This window comes from Streptomyces sp. NPDC056296, from assembly GCF_042268605.1.
Lineage (GTDB): Bacteria > Actinomycetota > Actinomycetes > Streptomycetales > Streptomycetaceae > Streptomyces.
On sequence record NZ_JBHJRX010000070.1, the window covers coordinates 21,139 to 40,048 of the forward strand.

At 71.8% G+C, this 18,910-nt stretch carries 18 protein-coding genes; 9 read left to right on the forward strand and 9 right to left on the reverse strand.

The genetic code is table 11. From position 1 onward, the window contains the following. The first annotated feature begins 19 nt into the window (after positions 1–19). Both ACFCZF_RS35590 and ACFCZF_RS35595 read left to right on the forward strand, forming a co-directional pair. Positions 20–1,045 (forward strand): phosphotransferase family protein, encoded by a 1,026-nt coding sequence (locus ACFCZF_RS35590; protein WP_375909333.1) that lies wholly within the window; start codon positions 20–22, stop codon positions 1,043–1,045. A 6-nt stretch (positions 1,046–1,051) separates the two neighbouring features. Beyond that, positions 1,052–2,266, forward strand: coding sequence for an acyl-CoA dehydrogenase family protein (locus ACFCZF_RS35595; protein WP_376675156.1), 1,215 nt, complete (start codon positions 1,052–1,054; stop codon positions 2,264–2,266). 74 nt (positions 2,267–2,340) lie between these two features. On the opposite strand, the gene ACFCZF_RS35600 is transcribed toward ACFCZF_RS35595, so the two are convergent. From ACFCZF_RS35600 to ACFCZF_RS35610, 3 genes are read right to left on the reverse strand one after another with little or no spacing between them, the layout of a single operon-like run. Beyond that, positions 2,341–2,934 (reverse strand): TetR/AcrR family transcriptional regulator, encoded by a 594-nt coding sequence (locus ACFCZF_RS35600; protein WP_375909461.1) that lies wholly within the window; start codon positions 2,932–2,934, stop codon positions 2,341–2,343. Between the two features lie 22 nt (positions 2,935–2,956). After that, positions 2,957–4,648, reverse strand: coding sequence for a class I adenylate-forming enzyme family protein (locus ACFCZF_RS35605; RefSeq protein ID WP_376675157.1), 1,692 nt, complete (start codon positions 4,646–4,648; stop codon positions 2,957–2,959). Further along, positions 4,645–5,415, reverse strand: coding sequence for an SDR family oxidoreductase (locus tag ACFCZF_RS35610; RefSeq protein ID WP_376675158.1), 771 nt, complete (start codon positions 5,413–5,415; stop codon positions 4,645–4,647). Before ACFCZF_RS35610 ends, ACFCZF_RS35605 begins: the two co-directional genes overlap by 4 nt. 172 nt (positions 5,416–5,587) lie before the next feature. On the opposite strand from ACFCZF_RS35610, the gene ACFCZF_RS35615 reads away from it, so the two are divergent. Next, positions 5,588–6,853, forward strand: a complete 1,266-nt coding sequence (locus ACFCZF_RS35615) for an exo-beta-N-acetylmuramidase NamZ domain-containing protein (RefSeq protein WP_376675159.1) — start codon at positions 5,588–5,590, stop codon at positions 6,851–6,853. Between the two features lie 16 nt (positions 6,854–6,869). Here ACFCZF_RS35615 and ACFCZF_RS35620 read toward each other — a convergent pair whose 3' ends face one another. Further along, on the reverse strand, positions 6,870–9,701 hold the full coding sequence (locus ACFCZF_RS35620) for a penicillin acylase family protein (RefSeq protein ID WP_376675160.1): 2,832 nt from the start codon (positions 9,699–9,701) through the stop codon (positions 6,870–6,872). Positions 9,702–9,922: 221 nt separating this feature from the next. On the opposite strand from ACFCZF_RS35620, the gene ACFCZF_RS35625 reads away from it, so the two are divergent. Further along, complete coding sequence (locus tag ACFCZF_RS35625) at positions 9,923–10,525, forward strand: hypothetical protein (RefSeq protein ID WP_376675161.1); 603 nt, start codon at positions 9,923–9,925, stop codon at positions 10,523–10,525. 97 nt (positions 10,526–10,622) lie between these two features. Then, complete coding sequence (locus ACFCZF_RS35630; protein ID WP_376675162.1) at positions 10,623–11,369, forward strand: 3-keto-5-aminohexanoate cleavage protein; 747 nt, start codon at positions 10,623–10,625, stop codon at positions 11,367–11,369. A gap of 23 nt (positions 11,370–11,392) precedes the next feature. On the opposite strand, the gene soxR is transcribed toward ACFCZF_RS35630, so the two are convergent. Then, positions 11,393–11,923 carry a redox-sensitive transcriptional activator SoxR gene (soxR, locus tag ACFCZF_RS35635; protein WP_376675163.1) on the reverse strand — a complete coding sequence of 177 codons (531 nt, stop codon included), beginning with the start codon at positions 11,921–11,923 and terminating at the stop codon, positions 11,393–11,395. A 128-nt stretch (positions 11,924–12,051) separates the two neighbouring features. Between soxR and ACFCZF_RS35640 the strand changes: the two genes are divergently transcribed. Beyond that, positions 12,052–12,513: a MaoC family dehydratase gene (locus ACFCZF_RS35640; protein WP_376675164.1), complete on the forward strand. Its 462-nt coding sequence runs from the start codon at positions 12,052–12,054 to the stop codon at positions 12,511–12,513. Here ACFCZF_RS35640 and ACFCZF_RS35645 read toward each other — a convergent pair. The 3 genes from ACFCZF_RS35645 to ACFCZF_RS35655 form a co-directional block, all read right to left on the reverse strand. After that, the gene (locus tag ACFCZF_RS35645; protein ID WP_376675165.1) at positions 12,504–13,148 is read right to left on the reverse strand and encodes a TetR family transcriptional regulator; all 645 of its coding nucleotides are present in this window, start codon (positions 13,146–13,148) and stop codon (positions 12,504–12,506) included. The two genes, ACFCZF_RS35640 and ACFCZF_RS35645, sit on opposite strands and share 10 nt — an antisense overlap. Positions 13,149–13,208: 60 nt before the next feature. Next, positions 13,209–13,523 carry a YiaA/YiaB family inner membrane protein gene (locus tag ACFCZF_RS35650; protein WP_376675166.1) on the reverse strand — a complete coding sequence of 105 codons (315 nt, stop codon included), beginning with the start codon at positions 13,521–13,523 and terminating at the stop codon, positions 13,209–13,211. 74 nt (positions 13,524–13,597) lie between these two features. After that, positions 13,598–14,749 (reverse strand): acyl-CoA dehydrogenase family protein, encoded by a 1,152-nt coding sequence (locus ACFCZF_RS35655; protein WP_376675167.1) that lies wholly within the window; start codon positions 14,747–14,749, stop codon positions 13,598–13,600. 89 nt (positions 14,750–14,838) lie between these two features. Here ACFCZF_RS35655 and ACFCZF_RS35660 point away from each other — a divergent pair, with 89 nt between their 5' ends. From ACFCZF_RS35660 to ACFCZF_RS35670, 3 genes are all read left to right on the forward strand, one after another. Continuing rightward, the gene (locus ACFCZF_RS35660) at positions 14,839–15,480 is read left to right on the forward strand and encodes a TetR/AcrR family transcriptional regulator (protein WP_376675168.1); all 642 of its coding nucleotides are present in this window, start codon (positions 14,839–14,841) and stop codon (positions 15,478–15,480) included. 47 nt (positions 15,481–15,527) lie between these two features. Continuing rightward, the gene (locus ACFCZF_RS35665) at positions 15,528–16,241 is read left to right on the forward strand and encodes an ArsR/SmtB family transcription factor (protein WP_376675169.1); all 714 of its coding nucleotides are present in this window, start codon (positions 15,528–15,530) and stop codon (positions 16,239–16,241) included. Between the two features lie 63 nt (positions 16,242–16,304). Further along, the gene (locus ACFCZF_RS35670) at positions 16,305–17,264 is read left to right on the forward strand and encodes a DMT family transporter (RefSeq protein WP_376675170.1); all 960 of its coding nucleotides are present in this window, start codon (positions 16,305–16,307) and stop codon (positions 17,262–17,264) included. On the opposite strand, the gene ACFCZF_RS35675 is transcribed toward ACFCZF_RS35670, so the two are convergent. After that, on the reverse strand, positions 17,256–18,581 hold the full coding sequence (locus ACFCZF_RS35675; RefSeq protein WP_375909363.1) for an MFS transporter: 1,326 nt from the start codon (positions 18,579–18,581) through the stop codon (positions 17,256–17,258). The two genes, ACFCZF_RS35670 and ACFCZF_RS35675, sit on opposite strands and share 9 nt — an antisense overlap. Positions 18,582–18,910 lie beyond the last annotated feature (329 nt).

Below are 18,910 nucleotides of genomic sequence, written 5' to 3' on the forward strand. Positions count from 1 at the left end.
ACCTGCCGTAGGAGCGACGATGAGCCCCGACCACCCGCCCGGACTCGATCTCGACCGGTTGCGCGGCCTGCTCGACCGCGAGCGGCCCGGCCTGGTGACCGGCCCGCTGTCCGGCCGGCTGATCGAGGGCGGACGGTCGAACCTCACCTACGCGGTCTCGGACGGTACCGCGCGCTGGGTCGTACGACGACCCCCGCTCGGCCACGTCCTGGCCACCGCGCACGACATGAAGCGCGAGCACCGTGTCATCAGCGCCCTGCACCCGACGGACGTCCCGGTGCCGCGCCCGGTCCTCCTCTGCGAGGACGAGGAGGTCCTCGGGTCGCCCTTCTACGTCATGGAGTTCGTCGAGGGCACTCCGTACCGCACCGCCGACCAGCTCGCCCCGCTCGGCCCCGAGCGCACCCGGGCCGCCGTGCTGAACCTGGTCGACACGCTCGTCGAGCTGCACGCGGTGGACCCCGCCGCCGTGGGCCTGGGCGACTTCGGCCGCCCCGAGGGCTTCCTGGACCGTCAACTGCGCCGCTGGGCCAAGCAGCTGGACGCCTCCCGCAACCGCGACCTCGCCGGCATCGACGAGCTGCACGCCACCCTCGGCCGGGAGCTGCCCCGCTCCCCCGCCCCGACCGTCGTGCACGGCGACTACCGCCTGGACAACGTCCTGATCGGCGGCGACGGCGACGAGATCAACGCGATCCTCGACTGGGAGATGTCCACCCTCGGCGACCCGCTCACCGACCTCGGCCTGCTGGTGATGTACAGCATGCCGCTCGGCATGCCCGACTCCCCCGTCTCCACCACGGCCCAGGCGCCCGGCCACCCCGCCCCCGCCGAGCTGATCGAGCGGTACGCCGCGCGCTCGGGGCGCGACGTGTCCGCCGTCGCCTGGTACACGGCGTTCGCCTGGTTCAAGCTGGCCGTGATCCTGGAGGGCATCCACTACCGCTACACGCTGGGCCAGACGGTCGGCCGCGGCTTCGACCGCATCGGCGACCTCGTCCCCGTCTTCATCGAGCACGGCCTGACCACCCTTCAGGAAGGCTGATCCGTCATGGACTTCGCGTTCGACGCACGCACCGAGGAACTCCGCGCCAAGCTGCTCGCCTTCATGGACGAGTACGTCCACCCGGCCGAGCAGGTCGCCCACGAGCAGCGGGCCCGGCTCGCCTCCCCCTGGGACACCCCGCAGGTCGTGGAGGACCTGAAGGCCGAGGCCCGCCGCCAAGGCCTGTGGAACCTCTTCCTCCCCGACGCCGAGCACGGCGCCGGCCTCACCAACCTCCAGTACGCGCCGCTCGCCGAGATCACCGGCCGCAGCCCGCAGCTGGCCCCGACGGCGACGAACTGCGCGGCGCCGGACACCGGGAACATGGAGGTGCTGGCCCAGTTCGCCGACGAGGCGCAGCAGAAGCAGTGGCTCCAGCCGCTGCTCGCCGGTGAGATCCGCTCGGCGTTCGCGATGACCGAGCCGGACGTGGCCTCCTCGGACGCCACGAACATCACCACGCACATCGAGCGCGACGGCGACGAGTACGTCGTCACCGGCCGCAAGTGGTACATCTCCGGGGCGATGAACCCGGACTGCAAGATCTTCATCGTGATGGGCAAGACCGACCCGGACGGCGAGGACATCCGCCGCCAGCAGTCCATGGTGCTGGTCCCCCGCGACACGCCCGGCGTCACCGTCGACCGGGCCATGCAGGTCTTCGGTTACGAGGACCACTACCACGGCGGCCACGCCGAGGTGACCTTCGACCACGCGCGCGTGCCGGTGTCGAACCTGGTCGGCGAGGAGGGTGGCGGGTTCGCCATCGCCCAGGCCCGCCTCGGTCCGGGCCGCATCCACCACTGCATGCGGCTGATCGGCATGGCCGAGCGGGCGATCGAGCTGATGTGCAGGCGGGCGGTGTCCCGCGAGGCCTTCGGCAAGGCGCTGGCCCAGCAGGGCGTGGTCCACAACTGGATCGCGGACGCGCGCGTCACCGTCGAGCAGCTGCGGCTCCTGGTACTCAAGACCGCCTGGCTGATGGACACCGTAGGCAACCGGGGCGCCCACACCGAGATCCAGGCCATCAAGATCGCCACGCCCCGCGCGGTGGTCGACATCATCGACCGGGCGATCCAGCTGCACGGCGCGGGCGGCGTGAGCCAGGACTTCCCGCTGGCCGAGCTGTACGCGGGCGCCCGGACGCTGATGATCGCCGACGGCCCGGACGAGGTCCACCAGCGCTCGCTGGCACGCCGGGAGATCAAGAAGTACCTGTAGATCAAGAAGTACCTGTAGATCGAGACGTACCTGTGAACGAGGCGGCGCCCCCCACAGCACGGGGGAGCGCCGTCTCAGGGGCGCAGTGCCCGCAGCAGCAGGTCGGCCAGGTGGTCGGCGACCTCCTGCGGGCTCAGCGGGCCGTCGGGGCGGTACCAGGTCGAGAGGTGGTGGACGGAGCCGAAGTGGTAGTCCACCACCAGGTCGGCCGGGGACTCCTTGGTGAAGACGCCGGCCTGCTGGCCCTCCTCGATGAGCGCGCGGAAGCGTTCGTGGTAGCGCCGGCGCTCCGCGCGCACCTGCTTGTTCTTCTCCGGGCTCAGCTGGTGCATGGAGCGGAAGAAGATCGACGCGTCGTCGAGGTTGTCGATCGTCGTGACGACGACGTCGGCCGCCGCGTCCCGCACCCGCTTCTCGACCGGCTCGTCGGAGTCCGCGAAGGCGTCCAGGCGTTCCTGCTGGAGGCGCAGCACGCGGGCGTACACCTCGTGCAGGAGGTCGTCCTTGGAGCCGAAGTAGTGGTACAGCGCTCCCTTGGTGACGCCGGCCGCCTCCACGATCTCCTGTACCGAGGTGCGGTCGTAGCCCTGCTCCGCGAAGAGCCGGGTGGCGGCGGCCAGGAGCCGCTGCGGCACCGGAGTGCCGTCCCCGTCCGTGGTCCTGGGCACTGCCGTCACCTGCCTTTCCTTTTCAGTGGCCGTTCAGTGGCCGTTCCTGTTCGTCCTGTTGCGTTCGGGAACGCAGTTCCCGACGGAGGATCTTCCCACTCGCCGTCTTCGGCAAGTCGGGCAGGATCTCCACCTGGCGCGGGTATTTGTAGGCGGCCAGTCTCTCCTCGCAGTACGCGGCGAGTGCGTCCGGGTCCGTGTCGGCACCCGGACGGAGGCTGATGTACGCCTTGACGGTCTCCCCGCGGTAACCGTCGGGCACGCCGACGACGGCGGCCTCGCGCACCGCCGGGTGGGTGTAGAGCACGTCCTCGACCTCGCGCGGCCAGACCTTGAAGCCGGAGGCGTTGATCATGTCCTTCTTGCGGTCGACGACGTAGAGCCACCCCTGGGCGTCCATGAAGCCGATGTCGCCGGTGCGCAGCTCGCCGCCGGGGAAGGTCTCGGCGGTGGCGTCGGGCCGCCGCCAGTAGCCGGGGACGACCTGCGGGCCGCTGACGACGATCTCGCCCTGCTCCCCGAAGGGCACCTCCGTGCCCTGCTCGTCGACGATCCGGACGATGCTCTCGGGGCCGGGGACGCCCACGGCGAGGGTCCCCGAGACCGGGTCGACGGGCGCCTCCAGGTGCGGCGGGACCGAGGCACACGGCGCGGTGCACTCGGTGAGCCCGTAGCCGTTGCGGATGTACGGCCCGAAGCCCGCGCGGAACTTCTCCACCAGGGCGGGCGGCAGCGGGGCGCCGCCGGAGGAGATGTTCGCGAAGGAGGCGAAGTGCTCGCGGGTGACGGACGGGTGGGCGGCCAGCGCCATGAAGGCGGTGGACGGGCCGACCGTGTAGTGCGGCCGGTGCTCGGCGAAGGCGTCCAGCACGACACCCGCCTCGAAGCGGTACGCCAGGACGAGCGTGCCCACGCTGCTCAGGCAGGCCCCGAACTCGCAGACCATGCCGGTGATGTGGAACAGCGGCGCCAGCGCGAAGTAGACCGGCGCCTCGGGCAGACCGAGCCCGGTGCGCTGCCGCTCCGCGTTGTACATGATGTTGCGGTGCGTGTTGGTGGCGCCCTTGGGCGTGCCGCTGGTGCCCGAGGTGTAGCTGATGAGCGCGGTGTCGCCGGGTTCCGGGTCGCGGCCCTCGGGTGCCTGGTGACCGGCGCGGGCCACGTCCGTGAGGTCGTCGGCGTCGGTGGCGCCCGGCAGCCGTTCGAAGGTCAGCACGCGCGCGTCCCGGCGGGTCTGGAAGTCCAACTCGCACCCCGTGAGCACGATCCGCACCGGCGAGTCGGCCGCCGTCCCGCGCAGGTACGACTCCCAGGCCCGGTCGGAGCAGATCAGGGCGGCCACCTCGCCGTCCCGAAGGACGTGGCCGACCTCCCCCGCCTTGTACATGGGATTGACGGGCACGACCACCGCGCCCGCCTTCCAGGCGCCGAGGACGGCGAGCACGAAGTGCGGGGAGTTCTGCAGCAGGACCGCCACCCGGTCGCCGCGCTCCAGGCCGCGCGCGGCGAGGTGCCCGGCGACGGAGTCGCTCAGTTCGTCCACCTCGCGGTACGTGAGGCGGCCGTCGAAGTAGGCGAGGAAGGCGCGGTCGGGAGCCTCGGCGGCGGCCCGGCGCAGGGCGTGCACCAGGGAGGCGTCCGGGTCGAGCGGGGCCTTCTGGGCGTCGGTCAGCAGGTCCAGCCAGGGCTTGGCCGCGTAACGGGAGCCGGTCATCGGGCCGTCGCCTCCTCCCACTGCCGCTGGAGCCGGTTCATGCCGTGCAGCCAGCGGTCGGGCTCGGCGGCGCGGGCCTGGTAGTACTCGGCGACCTCGGGGTGCGGCAGGATCAGGAAGCGGTCCTCCTCGATGCCCTTGAGGAGGGCGTCCGCGACGTCCCGCGGCTCGATCGCGGTGGGCTGGAGCACCAGTTGCCCCGCGCTGCCGCTCGCGGTGAGCATGTCGGTGCGCACGCCCTGCGGACAGATGGCGTGCACCTTGATCCCGCGGTGGCGGTACGTCAGGGACAGCCACTCGGCGAAGGCGTACGCGCCGTGCTTGGTGACGCTGTAGGGCGCGGCGCCGATCATGGTGAGCAGTCCGGCGGCCGAGACGGTGGAGACGAAACGGCCGCTGCCGCGCTCCAGCCAGTCGGGGATCAGTTCGTGGGCCGCCCGTACGTGGGCCATGACGTTGACGTCCCAGGCGAGCGCCCAGACGGCCTCCTCGGCCGCCTCCGTTCCCCCGCAGCCGACGCCCGCGTTGGCGCAGTACACGTCGACCGTGCCGCCCAGCGCCTCGCGGGCCTCGGTGACGATCGCTGAGGCGTCGCCCGGGACCGCGATGCCGCCGATCTCGTCGGCCACGGCCCTGGCCCGGTCGGCGTCCAGATCATTGACGACGACCCGGGCGCCCTCGGCGGCGAAGCGGCGGGCCAGCGCGGCGCCGATGCCGCCTCCCGCCCCGGTGACGACGACTCCGGCATCCTGCACGGCTTCCACCATCGGTCTCCTTCGACACGGCTCGGGCACTGCTCGCTCCCCGTTGCAGCGCCAGACTAACCAGTCGGTATGTGCGACGGAAGAGGCGAACCGCGGTCTACTCCATTCCGTGCGGCACGCGGCGCGGGTTAGCGTGCGTGCGCATGACACCCGCCGCGATCACGGAGGTCACCGCATGACGCTGTCCAGACGGTCCCTGCTCGCCACGACGGCCGCGGTGGCGGCCACCACCACGGCGGCCGCGGCCGCCACGACGGGAACGGCACAGGCCGCGCCCGCGGGCCACGGCGGCCGCCGGCTGCGCACCGGTTTCGAGCGCCTCGCCGACGACGGCTACGCCCTCCTCGACGGACAGAAGGTCGGCGTCGTCACCAATCCGACCGGCATCACCCGGGACGTACGCCACATCGTCGACGTCATGCACGCCGACGACCGCGTGGACCTGACCGCCGTCTTCGGCCCCGAGCACGGCTTCCGCGGCACCGCGCAGGCGGGCGGCTCCGAGGGCCGCTACGACGACCCCGCGACCGGCCTGCCGGTCTACGACACGTACCTGAAGAGCGGGCAGCCGCTCGCGGACATCTTCACCGCGTCCGGCGTGGACACCGTCGTCTTCGACATCCAGGACGTCGGCGCGCGCTTCTACACGTACATCTGGACGCTGTTCGACTGCATGGAGTCGGCCCGGCTCGCGGGCAAGCGGTTCGTGGTCCTGGACCGGCCGAACCCGGTGACCGGGCGGGCGGCGCTGGGCCCGATCCTGCACAAGGAGTTCGCGACCTTCGTCGGCCGGCAGCCGATCGCCCAGGCGCACGGCATGACGGTCGCCGAGCTGGCCCGGCTCTTCAACGGCGAGTTCCTCCAGTCACCCGTGCCCCTGGAGACGGTGACGATGTCCGGCTGGAAGCGCTCGGAGTTCTTCGACGCCTCCGGGCTGCCCTGGGTGCCGCCGAGCCCCAACATGCCGACGCCGGAGTGCGCCCTCGTCTACTCGGGCACGTGTCTGTTCGAGGGCACGAACCTGTCGGAGGGGCGCGGCACCACCCGCCCGTTCGAGCTGATCGGAGCGGAGGGCGTCGACGGGAGCTGGGCCGCCGCCGCGAACGGCCTCGACCTGCCCGGCGTGCGCTTCAGGGAGGCGTACTTCGCGCCCACCTTCTCCAAGTTCCAGGGGAAGACCGTCGGCGGCGTGCAGCTCCATGTGCACGACCGGGCCGACTTCGACCCGGTGCGCACCGGAATCGCCCTCCTGGTGACCGCCAAGCGGACCTGGGACGGCTTCGCCTGGCGGCCGGACAACTGGATCGACAAGCTCACCGGCTCCACGCAGGTGCGCACGATGATCGACGCGGGCGCGGACACCGACGAGGTGGTGGGCGGCTGGGAGAGGGAACTGGCGGCGTTCCGCAGGACGCGCCGCCAGTACCTCCTCTACAAGTGACCGCAGGGCCGGCCGCTCACCGGTGGGACGTGAACTCCACGACCTGCTGGTAGGTCGGCCGGTTCTGCCAGCCGATCCCGCCGTGCTTGATGCCGCCGAGGGTGCGGTGGATCACCGAGTCGGCACACCACTGGTCGCCGGCCGAGCAGCTGTCGTCGCCGGGATACACCTGGGCAGGCGTCCGGCCCGCCGCCTCCTTCAGGGTGGAGACCAGGGTGTCCCGGCAGGCGGCGAGGTCGCCGTCGCCGCAGTACGCGCGCGCGAGCGGCCCCTCGACGGACTCGCCGAGCACGGACCGGATGTCCTTGTCGACATAGCTCCACCAGCCGTACTGGAAGGCGCTGCCGGCGTGTGCGCCGGTCGGGCCGTGCGCGGCGGACGGGGACTCGTCGACGGGCAGGTTGCGGGTGAAGGCGGTGTACAGGTCGCCGCCGAGGCCCGGTTCGAACTCGGCCTTCACCAGCAGCGGCCACCAGGCGTCCAGGGTGCGGATCGCGTCGGCGTGGGCGTACTTCTTCGAGCCGGCCGAGGTCTCCGTGCGCAGGGAGCCCGCCGCGAGCCACGCCTTGAGCCGGTCCACGGCCGCCTTGGCCGCGGGGTCGGTCACCGGCGCCGAGTCGATCACCTTCAGCAGGTCGGGCACCACGTCCTCGGCCCGCAGGTCGGCCAGGCCCGCCTCGGCCATCGCCTTCACCAGGGCGGCGCGGGTGACGCCGCCGTCGGCGACCAGCTTCTTGACGCGGTCGTCGAGCAGGTTGCCGCGGTGGACGGAGCCGTTGCCCCAGGGGGCGGTGGTGTAGTCCCTGGCCTGTTTGTTGTTCCAGGAGACGTAGTAGTCCTGGTCGACGGACTGGGGGTGGGCGGCTGCCGGTGTGTACCGGGCCGTGTCGGTGGCCGGGTCCCAGTCCTTCCACTCGTACGCCGCTCGCGCCCAGACCGGGAAGTCGGCGTCGACGCCGTTCGCCCGTACCGGGTTGTCGCCGCTGTTGTAGTACGCGGTGTGCTCGGAGTCGGCGTAGAACCAGTTGAAGGTGTAGTTGATGTTCTGGACGGCGCTCCGGAAGCGCTCGGGGCTGTTCAGGTAGTCCGGGTCGTTCAGCATCTGGAAGCCGATGATCGAGTCGGCCTCGTGCATGAACGAGGAGCGCAGGGTGGTGTAGGCGACCTTCTTGCCGCCGACCGTGGCGCGGTACTCGACCGGGCCGTACTCGGTGCGCCAGACCCGCATCGTGTAGGAGCCGGCCGCGGTGGAGTCGGCGACGGTCGGCTTCCAGGCGTTCTTCCGCTCGATCTTCTCCATCGGCGTGCAGGTGCCGCGGTAGAGGTAGTGGTAGTCGTCCTGGCACAGTTCGACGGCGTAGGCGTCGATGATGTCCTGGCCGGAGGTGGTCGCGCTCCACGCGTAGTCCTGGCCGCGGCCGAGTTCGACGTACATGCTCAGGCCCGCGAAGGAGGCGCCGCGGGCGCTGATACCCGGGCCCTGGATCTCCTGGAGCATGAGGAGCTGTGGCGCGAAGTAGCCGGTCTGGGGGCCGAAGACGGCGACCGGGTGGCCGCTCGCGGTGTGCTCGCCGCTGACGACGAGGGCGTTGGACATGCCGCGCCGGGCCGAGTTCACGGCCGCGTCCGCCGCCGTGGTGGAGGCGCCGGTCGCGCTCGGTGCGGCGGCGCTGCCCGTACGGTCGTACACCAGCGGTTCCGCCTCGACCGAGCCGGCGTCGGGCAGTGCCGCGCCCTGTGGGTCGTCCGGTTTGGGCAGGTACGGGAAGCTGCCGGCGTGCTGGGTGAGGACCGCCTCGGGGTCGTTGCGCTGGCGGAATGACTCCCAGACCTCGGTGCCCTCGGCCACGCCGTACTTCTCCTGGGCGGCGAGCAGCGAGAGCGCGTTGGTGACCTCGCCGCCGCCGCCCGCGCCGAAGAGGGAGCCGATGACGGAGGCCAGCGCGATCAGGTCGGTGCGCTTGAAGTGCTCGATGGTGCCGGCGTTGGTGATGGCGTTCTTGTGGCCGGTCAGGACGTACTCCCCGGGGAAGTAGCGGCCCTTGTCGGAGGCGTCGATGTAGGCGTTGATGCCGGCGACGTAGGCGTCCACGTCGGCCAGGGCCAGCTCACCGCGCTCGCCGGCCTTGGCGGCGGCGCTCTCGATCTGCGCGGCGAGGTCGGCCTCGGTGTACGGGGCGCCGCGCCAGAACTGCTGCTCCAGTCCCTGGTTGGCGGGGGCGCCGCCGGCGAAGGGGGTCAACTGGCCCCGTCCGACGTGCCGGAAGAGGTCCATCAGCCACAGCCGGTCCTGGGCCGCCGCGTAGCCGGCGCCGAACTCGGTGCCGTAGCGGGTGGTGCCGGTGATGTGCGGCACACCGGTCTTCTTGTCGCGGACGATGGTCACGTCCGTGCGGCCGGCCGGGCGGACGGTGGAGGCGACCTGCCCGGCGGGGACGCCGAAGGAGGCGTCGTTGAAGAAGGTGTTGATCTTGTCGTCGGTGAGGCCGGAGTAGCCGGTGGCGAGGCCGGCGTAGGGCCCGAGCTGGTCCTCGGCGTGGGCGGGCTGGGTGCCGAAGGCCTGGTTGAGGAGGATCTGGGCCAGGGTGGCGTTGCCGTTCTGACCGGGCGGCAGGATGTCGGAACACTGGCCGCCGCAGTGGTCGTTGGCCGCCGCTTTCGAGATCGTTCCGGCTGTCGCCGGTGCGGTCTTCTCCGAGGTGGGAGCCGCTGCGACGGCCATGGCGGGGGAAAGCGGCGACAAGAGGCCGGCAATAAGGGCGCATACGGACGCGCCCTTCAGGAACCCGTGGAAGCCGCGGGGAGTTCTCAGTCTGTCGAGGGCGTTGCGTGGGGTGCGCCGTGGCATGGCAGCTCCTCCCGACGTGGGGTGGGCCGGACGTTACCGCCGGTATCCCCGAGTTGGAAGGTGAACATGCGTCAGTTTTTTGAGCGGGTGGATCGGCTTATGAGGGGCATCGGAAATCGGATGGAGCCGAATCGCGTGTCGATACGTCTATTCGGCGACGTCCGTACGACGACGCCGAAGTGACCGAAGTACAGGTGCAGGTGTGACGGAGGTGCAGGGCGATGGCCGGTTTCCGGAGTCTGGCGAGACAGGTCCGCGATCCACGGTGCGACCTGGCGCTACGGCGCTATTCGCTGCGCAAGTGCCTTGAGCGGTTCGCCCCTTATGGGCACAGGGCGACCTGGGACCATCTGTGCTCGCGGGCCGGGTTCGGCCCCGAGGACCGCTCCCCCGAACCGGCGCGGCTCGTGGCCGCACTGGAGGAGCTGGAGGCGGCGCGTTCGGTGTGGCTGGCCTACGAGGTCGGGTTCGCCGAGCGGCGCAGGAAGGAGAAGCACGACGGGCTGCGCAGGCCGGGCAGCGTGGACGACTGGCACCGGCTGACCTGGGGCGGTTTCGGGGTCGCCTGGTGCGACGACCCCCGCGTCCATCCCGACGGGCCGCTGGCGGAGGTGCTGCGCGGTCTGATCTCCGCGCTGGAGCGTGAACCGGGGTCCGTGTGCCCGGTGTGCGACGGGGAGCGCCTCGTCTGGAAGTACGACCTGGACCACGAACCCTCGACGGGTCCCGTCTGCACGGACTGCGGGATCCTGGTCCCGCGGCCCGTTCTCACCCCCGACGCGCTGGCGGACGCCCGGCGGGGTCGGTTGCTGATGTCGGCGTAGCCGACCGCGGGGGTGTGCCGGGGATGCCGCACCCCCGACGGCCCGTACTGGGTCGCGGCCGACGGGCGTTGTCAGTGGTGACCTGCACCATGGGGGCATGGTCCAGGTGTGTGTGAACGGTGCCCGGGGAAGCGGCGACGGCGCGGTGGTGCCGCTGTCGCCGGAGGCGATCGCCGATTCCGTGGCCGCGGCGGCGGCCGCCGGAGCCACGGATGTCCACGTCCACCCCAAGACACCGTGCGGACAGGACACGTTGTCGCCCCGCGTGCTCGCGGCCACGCTGGAGGCGATACGCGCACGGGTGCCGGTACCGGTGCCGGTCGGCGTGACGACGGGCGCCTGGGCCGAGCCCGATCCCGCCGCCCGGGCGGCCCGGGTACGGAGCTGGACGATCCTGCCCGACCACGCCTCGGTCAACTGGCACGAGCCGGGCGCCGAGGAGGTCGCCGCCGCGTTGATCGAGCGCGGGGTGGGTGTGGAGGCCGGCGTCTGGTCGGGCACGGACGGCGCGGCCCTGTTCCTGCGCTCACCGCTCGGGCCGAAGGTGCTGCGGGTCCTGGCGGAGGTCACGGACACCGACCCGGCGACCGCGGAGGCCTCCGCGCACACCCTGCTGACCGAACTCGGCAAGGCCCACGGCCGCCCCGTCCTGCTGCACGGCGAGGACGCCGGCGCCTGGCCGGTCCTGCGTCTGGCCGGCCGGCTGGGGCACCCGGCCCGCATCGGCCTGGAGGACACCTTGTTCCTGCCGGACGGCCGCCGGGCCGCGTCCAACGCCGAGCTGGTCACCGCGGGGCTGGCGGAGTGGGCCTCGGCACGACGGGCACGACAGGGCGGCGTCTGACGCGGGGCCGGGCCACCGGACCGTCAGTCGCAGCACTCCGCTTCCGGTCCGCGGCCACGGCTCGTGGCCGCGGTCCTGCGACGGGTGGTCGTGGAGTCGCGGCGCTCCACCATCAGGCGGGAGCCGGTGAGGCGTTCGCCGAAGACGTCGTCGGGGTTGGACAGGACACAGGTGTCCAGGGACAGGCAGCCGCAGCCGATGCAGTCGGTGAGGTGGTCGCGCAGCCGGTTGAGCTGCTTGATCCGCTCGTCCAGTTCGGAGCGCCAGGCCTCGGAGAGCCGGGCCCAGTCGTCCTCGGTGGGCGTTCGCCCCTCCGGCAGTTCGGCGAGCGCCTCGCGGATCGTGGCGAGCGGGATGCCGACGCGCTGCGCCGCGCGTACGAACGCGACCCGGCGCAGCGCGTCGCGGCTGTAGCGGCGCTGGTTGCCCGAGGTGCGGCGACTGCTGATCAGCCCTTTGGACTCGTAGAAGTGCAGGGCGGAGACGGCGGCGCCGCTGCGCGCGGCGAGCTGGCCGACCGTGAGCTCGTGAATCTTCTCGGGAATCTGAGGCACTCCTCGAACCCTACCGATCCCGTCACCCCTGCGGCCCTCCGGCCCGTTGACATGAGCTTCGCGGGCGACCATGCTAAGCAGTCGCTTAGAGTCGCGTGAGTAGGTCGAGCGAGCAGAGAGGCCGGGACATGGCAGAGCCGAGGATCTTCACATCCGCCGACGAGGTGAAGGCGGCGGTGGGCGAGCAGCTGGGGTACACCGACTGGCTGGACGTCGACCAGAAGCGGATCGACCTGTTCGCGGAGGCGACCGGCGACCATCAGTGGATCCACGTGGACCCGGAGAAGGCGGCCGCGGGCCCGTTCGGCACCACCATCGCGCACGGCTATCTGACCCTGTCGCTGCTCCCGCTCTTCGGACCGCAGCTGATCGCGGTCGAGGGTGTGAAGATGGGCGTCAACTACGGCACCAACAAGGTCCGTTTCCCCTCCCCCGTCCCGGTCGGCTCGCGGCTGCGCGCCACGGCGACGATCACCGCCGTCGAGGACGTCAAGGGAGGGATCCAGGTGGCCGTCGCCTTCACCGTGGAACGCGAGGGCGGCGACAAGCCGGTGTGCGTCGCCGAGTCGGTCTCGCGCTACTACCTCTGAGCGGCACCGGACGGTTCGGCTCCCACCATCCGCAGCACGAGGTCGGCGTAGAGCGCGCCGACCTCGTCGGGCGTCCGGGGGCCGTTCACGTTGAACCAGCGGGCCACGTCGATGCAGAGCGACAGCACGGCGAGCGTCGTGCCCTTCACGTCCGGCACGTCGAACTCGCCCGCCGCCACACCGTCGTCGATGATGCCGCGCACCGCGGCGTCGCACTGCCGGCGCAGCGTGAGGATCTCGTCGCGGGCCTCGGGGCCGAGCGCGTCCAGCTCGTACTGCACCACCCGCGCGGTCGTGCGCCGCCCGGCGTGCCAGCGCACGAAGGAGCTCACGGCGTCGGCGAGCCGTTCGGTGGCACTCCCCTCACCCTGGGCCGCGGTCCGCAGGATGGCGACCGCCCGGTCGTGGCCGATCCGGCTGATGCGGTGGAGCAGTTCTTCCTTGGTCTTGTAGTGGATGTAGAGCGCGGCCGGGCTCATGCCGGCCCGCCCCGCGATGTCACGGGTCGTGGTCGCGTGATACCCGCGCTCGGCGAAGGCCTCCACCGCGGCGACCAGGAGCCGCCGGGCCGCGTCGGGGGTCACCTCTTCCCACGGCTCGATGTCGCCGCCCGTCGTCTCGGCCGCCGTACTCATCGCTTGTTCGCCCCTCTCGGTGACAGGAGCACCACCATACCGTTGAAGGTGAGCGGTCGCTTAGTGGCGCTGCTGTGCCGGGGCGCCGCCCGGCTTGTGGAAGGGGTCGTGCTCGACAAGGATCTTGTCCAGTCGGGCCTGGTCCACGCGGCTGACGATCTGCCCCACCTCCTGGCGGTCCCGGATGATCTTGGCGAGCGTGAAGGCCGAGGTGACCAGGTACAGGACGGCGATGGCGAGGAAGGCGCGCACCCACGGATCGGCTTCGAGCTGGTAGATGCCGATGGCGGTGGCGGCCATGGCGACCGAGAACGACGCGACGGCCTGACCGTAGAAGGCCGCCGTACTCTGCTGCTTGACCGGTGTGTCACTCATGCGGAAAAGGATCGGCGGATGTGGCCCCGACCACATCCGCCGTCGTACTCAGTCCAGGTACTCAGACCCCGTGCTCAGAAGGCCGAGACTCCGGTCAGCGCACGCCCGATGACCAGCTTCTGGATCTGGCTGGTGCCCTCGTAGAGGGTCATCACGCGCGCGTCGCGCAGCAGCTTGCCGGCCGGGTACTCGTCGATGTAGCCGTAGCCGCCGAAGACCTGGAGGGCGTTGTTCGCGGCGCGCACGGCCGCCTCCGAGGCGAACAGCTTGGCCTTGGAGGACTCGACGGTGAACGGCTGCCCACGGTCGATCAGGTCGGCGACCCGCCAGGTCAGCAGCCGGGCCGCGTCCACGTCGAGGGCGATGTCGCTGATCAGCTCCTGCACCAACTGATGGTGGGCGATGGTCTTCCCGAACTGCTCGCGCTCGCCCGCGTACCGCACGGCGGCGTCCAGTGCGGCCTGGGCTATGCCTACGCAGCCGGCCGCGACCGACATCCGTCCCTTGGCGAGGGCCGACATGGCGACCGAGAAGCCCTTGCCCTCTGGGGCCAGCATGGCGGAGGCGGGGACGCGGACGTCCTCCAGAACCACCTCGGCGGTGGCCTGGCCGCGCAGCCCGAGCTTGCCGTGGATGGTGCGGCGGGTCAGCCCGGGGGTGTCGGTGGGCACGAGGAAGGCGGAGACGCCCTTGTGACCGGGGGCGTCCGTGGAGCGGGCGAAGAGCAGCACGACATCGGCCCAGGTGCCGTTGGTGATGAACATCTTCGTGCCGTTGATGACGTAGTCGTCGCCGTCGCGGACCGCACGGGTGGAGAGGTTCCCGGCGTCCGACCCCGTGCCGGGCTCCGTGAGGCCGAAGCAGCCGACGTACTCGCCGGAGGTGAGCCCCGGCAGCCAGCGCCGCTTCTGCTCCTCGTCGCCCCAGGCGGCGATCGTCTTGGCGACCAGGCCGAGGGAGACGGACACGATCCCGCGCACGGAGCTGTCGCCACGGCCCAGCTCCTCCGTCACCAGGCAGTACGCGAGATGGTCGCCGCCGGAGCCGCCGTACTCCTCGTCGACGGTCAGCCCGAGGAAGCCGACCTCGCCGAGCTTCTTCACGATGGACCGGTCCACCTCCTCGGCGCGGTCCCAGGCGACGACGTGCGGGGCGATCTCGCGCTCCACGAAGTCCCGCGCGAGCTGCCGTACGGCGCTCTGCTCCTCGCTGAGCTCCAGGTTCATGCCGAGTCACCCCACAGAAGACGGACCTTGAAAGCCGGACCTTTAAATTAGCACTGCTAGTTTATAGCCGCAGCCCTACTATGTGCGCCATGGCCCGACCGCGCAAGCCCCTGCTCAGCACCGACCGGATCGTCGAGACGGCCCGCGCGCTGGTGGACGCGGAGGGCCTCGCGGCCGTCTCCACGCGCCGGCTCGCCGCGGAGCTGGGAGTCAGCGGGCCCTCGCTCTACAACCACTTCCGCACCAAGGACGAGATCCTGGAGGCGGTCGCCGACTCGGTGAGCGCGCAGGTCGACCTGTCGATGTTCGAGGACGGCCGGGACTGGCGCACCGCGCTGCACGACTGGGCCGTCTCCTACCGGGCGGCGCTGCGCGACCACCCCAACGTCGTCCCCGTTCTGGCCCACGGTCCCGGCCGCCGCCCGGCCGCGCTGCATCTCGCGGACGCCGTCTACGGCGCGATGGTCGCGGCGGGCTGGCCGCCGGCCCAGGCCACGTCCATCGGCGCGCTGATGCGGTACTTCATCATGGGTTCGGCGCTCGGTTCCTTCGCCGGCGGCTTCGTGGACGAACCCGGCGCCTACGACCCCGCCGACTACCCGCACCTCCAGCAGGCCCACCTCCTGGCCGAGCAGCAGGAGAAGATCGACGAGCGGGCCTTCGAGACCGGGCTGACGGCGCTGCTGGACGGGCTGGCGCAGCAGTACGCGCAGGTGGCGCGGGGCGCCTGAGGACACTTCGGCGCCCACCGAACCGTGCGTACCGCATCCTGGGACGCATGACCGAGAAGGACGCCGAAGCGCCCGGGCTCGCGCGGCTGGCCGGGCTGATCGCCGACGAGACCAGGGCCGCCTGTCTGCTGGCGCTGCTCGACGGGCGGGCGTGGACCGCCGGTGAGCTGGCCCGGCACGCGGGGGTCGCCGCCTCGACGCTGAGCGAGCACCTCGGCAAGCTCGTCGGAGGCGGGCTGCTCGCCGAGGAACGGCAGGGGCGGCACCGGTACGTGCGGCTGGCCGACGAGCGGGTCGCGCAGCTGGTGGAGGACCTGGCCGCGCAGGTCGCGCCCGAGGCGGCGGCACGGCGTCCGCGCACCCTGCGGGCGTCGAGCGCGGGGTCGGCGATGGCCCGGGCCCGCACCTGCTACGACCACCTCGCCGGGCGGCTCGGCATCACGGTCACCGACGCGCTGACCGGGCGCGGCCTGCTGCGCCAGGACACCGGCTTCGCGCTCACGGACGCCGGGCTCGGCTGGTTCGAGGCCGCCGGGATCGCCCTGAGGCCCACCGGCCGCCGGCCGCTGGCCCGGGCCTGCCTCGACTGGACCGAACGCCGGCCGCACCTCGCGGGCGTCGCGGGCGCGGCCCTGTGCCGGCACGCCCTGGACACGGGCTGGTGCGTACGCATCGGCTCGGAGCGGGCGGTGAAGGTGACGCCGACGGGCGAGGACGCGCTGTCCGACCTGCTGGGCATCGACCCGGCGGGACTGCGCTGAGCACCGGTTCCCGGTCCGAAATCCGCCAGCGGGGGCATCCTCCCGCCGCCTAGCCTCTGGAGCATGATGAGCACCGCCCGTCCCGCCCCCTTTCGCCGTCCGGAAGTCCTCGCGGCAGGCGCCGCCACGGTCACCGTCGTCCTGTGGGCCTCCGCCTTCGTGTCGATCCGCAGCGCGGGCGAGGCCTACTCGCCGGGCGCGCTGGCGCTCGGGCGGCTGCTGTCGGGCGTGCTGACGCTCGGCGTGATCTGTCTGCTGCGCCGGGAGGGACTGCCGGCGCGGCCCGCCTGGCGGGGCATCGCGATATCGGGGCTGCTGTGGTTCGGCTTCTACATGGTCGTCCTGAACTGGGGCGAGCAGCAGGTGGACGCCGGCACGGCCGCCCTCGTGGTGAACGTCGGGCCGATCCTCATCGCGCTGCTCGGCGCCCGCCTGCTCGGGGACGCGTTGCCGCCGCGGCTGCTGGCGGGGATGGCGGTGTCGTTCGCCGGTGCGGTGACCGTGGGCCTGTCGATGTCCGGCGAGGGCGGTTCCTCGCTGTTCGGGGTGGTGCTGTGCCTGCTGGCCGCCGTGGCGTACGCGGGCGGGGTGGTGGCGCAGAAGCCCGCGCTGGGGCACGCGAGCGCGCTTCAGGTGACGACGTTCGGGTGCCTGGTCGGGGCGGTGCTCTGCCTGCCGTTCACGGGACAGCTGGTGTCGGAGGCGGCCGACGCGCCCGTCTCCGCGACGCTCAACATGGTGTACCTGGGCGTGTTCCCGACCGCGCTGGCGTTCACGACATGGGCGTACGCGCTGGCCCGTACGACCGCGGGCCGCATGGGCGCGACCACGTACGCCGTGCCCGCGCTCGTCGTGCTGATGTCGTGGCTGGCGCTGGGCGAGGTGCCGGGGCTGCTCACCCTGGCGGGCGGCGCGCTGTGCCTGGCGGGCGTGGCGGTGTCGCGGTCCCGGAGGCGGGCGCGGGCCGCGGCCCCGGACGAAGTCACGGAGTCGCGGCCCGAGAACGCCTCGCGGTCAGCGTGAACGCGCCCGGTCGGACAGCACCTTGATGGACACCAGGGCGATCACCGACAGGCCGATGATGTAGCCGGAGACGGCCATCGAGGTGCCCGTCGCCTCCAGGAGCAGCACCATGACGAAGGGCGCGAGCCCGCCCCCGCCGACGGCCGCGATCTGGTAGCCGAGCGAGGCGCCGGTGTAGCGCATCTCCGGCGTGAACAGCTCGGCGAACAGGGCGGCCTGGGGGCCGTACATGATGCTCAGGAAGCAACTGGCGACGAAGGTGCCGACCGCCAGCCACACCAGTGAGCCGGTGTCGATGAGCAGGAACAGCGGGACGGCCCACACCGCGATGCCGACCGCGCCGACGGTGTAGACCCGGATGCGGCCGAACTTGTCGGAGAGGGCGGCGGCGGCCGGGATCAGCACCAGCTGGGTGAGGCTGACGCAGAGCGAGACGGCGAGCACCGCGCCGTGCTCCATGTCCAGTTCGCGGGTGGTGTAGTCGAGGACGCCGGTGATGAGGATGTAGAACGTCGCGGTGTTCACGGCGAAGGAGCCGCCGGCCAGCAGCACGGTGCCGAGGTGGTCGCGCATGATCGTGCGCAGCGGCGAGGGCTGCTCGCTCTGCTCCTTCTCCGCCAGCGCGCGCTCGGCCTCCCGGAACTCGGGGGTCTCCTCGACGCGGGTGTGGATGTACCAGGCGAGCACGAGGACGAGCAGGCCGACCACGAACGGCACCCGCCAGCCCCAGGCCTCGAAGGCCGACTCCGAGGTGAACGCCCCGGCCAGCAGGAAGACGGTGTTGGCGGTGACCACGCCGATGGGGACACCGAGCTGGACGACGCTGCCGTAGATGCCGCGCTTGCCCTCGGGGGCGTACTCGGTGGCCAGCAGCATCGCGCCGCCCCACTGGGCGCCGACGGCGATGCCCTGCACGATGCGCAGCAGGACGAGCAGGATCGGGGCGGCGACGCCGATCGCCTCGTACGTGGGCAGCAGGCCGATGCCCGTGGTGGCCACGCCCATCAGGGTGAGCGCGAGGACCAGCATCGGCTTGCGGCCCTTCTTGTCGCCGAGCTGGCCGGCGACGATGCCGCCGATGGGCCGGGCGAGGAAGCCGACGGCGAAGGTGGCGAAGGCGGCCAGGACTCCGGCGGTGGGGCTGCCGGCCGGGAAGTACAGGTCGCCGAGGACGAGGGCGGCGGCGATGCCGAAGACGAAGTAGTCGTACCACTCGACGGCCGACGCGAGGGCGGCGGCGGTGGCGACGCGGCGGCGGTTGGGGGCCGCGGGCGGTGCGGTGGTGGGGAGGGGCTGAGCGGAGGGGGTGGTGTCCATACGTGCACGCTCCGGGGTGGTGCGGGGGGACGTCAGGGACGTGTGGGACGTTCCGGGGAACGTACTGACCGGACGGTATGTGGTCAACGGTCGTGCGGGATGTTTATGGAACGGCGATCGCGGCGGTGCCAACGGCACGCGAGGGGACCGAGGCATGCGGGGGCGGGGGCACGGGGGCGACCGTGGTGCCCCCGTGCCCCGCGTGCTCGCGGTGCGGGCCGGACAGGCCCTAGATGTATTGATCACGAGCGTTGTTGACACCTACCGGGCTTGATCATGGCGAAGACCTCCGGTGTGGTGGAGCTGTCTAGGACTGCACCGCACGGAGG

Bases quoted from the DNA above. Each gene is read 5' to 3' on its own strand.
- ACFCZF_RS35590 (WP_375909333.1), top strand. From the start codon at position 20: ATGAGCCCCGACCACCCGCCCGGACTCGATCTCGACCGGTTGCGCGGC.
- ACFCZF_RS35595 (WP_376675156.1), top strand. From the start codon at position 1,052: ATGGACTTCGCGTTCGACGCACGCACCGAGGAACTCCGCGCCAAGCTG.
- ACFCZF_RS35605 (WP_376675157.1), bottom strand. From the start codon at position 4,648: ATGACCGGCTCCCGTTACGCGGCCAAGCCCTGGCTGGACCTGCTGACC.
- ACFCZF_RS35610 (WP_376675158.1), bottom strand. From the start codon at position 5,415: ATGGTGGAAGCCGTGCAGGATGCCGGAGTCGTCGTCACCGGGGCGGGA.
- ACFCZF_RS35615 (WP_376675159.1), top strand. From the start codon at position 5,588: ATGACGCTGTCCAGACGGTCCCTGCTCGCCACGACGGCCGCGGTGGCG.
- ACFCZF_RS35620 (WP_376675160.1), bottom strand. From the start codon at position 9,701: ATGCCACGGCGCACCCCACGCAACGCCCTCGACAGACTGAGAACTCCC.
- ACFCZF_RS35625 (WP_376675161.1), top strand. From the start codon at position 9,923: ATGGCCGGTTTCCGGAGTCTGGCGAGACAGGTCCGCGATCCACGGTGC.
- ACFCZF_RS35630 (WP_376675162.1), top strand. From the start codon at position 10,623: ATGGTCCAGGTGTGTGTGAACGGTGCCCGGGGAAGCGGCGACGGCGCG.
- ACFCZF_RS35640 (WP_376675164.1), top strand. From the start codon at position 12,052: ATGGCAGAGCCGAGGATCTTCACATCCGCCGACGAGGTGAAGGCGGCG.
- ACFCZF_RS35645 (WP_376675165.1), bottom strand. From the start codon at position 13,148: ATGAGTACGGCGGCCGAGACGACGGGCGGCGACATCGAGCCGTGGGAA.
- ACFCZF_RS35650 (WP_376675166.1), bottom strand. From the start codon at position 13,523: ATGAGTGACACACCGGTCAAGCAGCAGAGTACGGCGGCCTTCTACGGT.
- ACFCZF_RS35655 (WP_376675167.1), bottom strand. From the start codon at position 14,749: ATGAACCTGGAGCTCAGCGAGGAGCAGAGCGCCGTACGGCAGCTCGCG.
- ACFCZF_RS35660 (WP_376675168.1), top strand. From the start codon at position 14,839: ATGGCCCGACCGCGCAAGCCCCTGCTCAGCACCGACCGGATCGTCGAG.
- ACFCZF_RS35665 (WP_376675169.1), top strand. From the start codon at position 15,528: ATGACCGAGAAGGACGCCGAAGCGCCCGGGCTCGCGCGGCTGGCCGGG.
- ACFCZF_RS35670 (WP_376675170.1), top strand. From the start codon at position 16,305: ATGATGAGCACCGCCCGTCCCGCCCCCTTTCGCCGTCCGGAAGTCCTC.
- ACFCZF_RS35675 (WP_375909363.1), bottom strand. From the start codon at position 18,581: ATGGACACCACCCCCTCCGCTCAGCCCCTCCCCACCACCGCACCGCCC.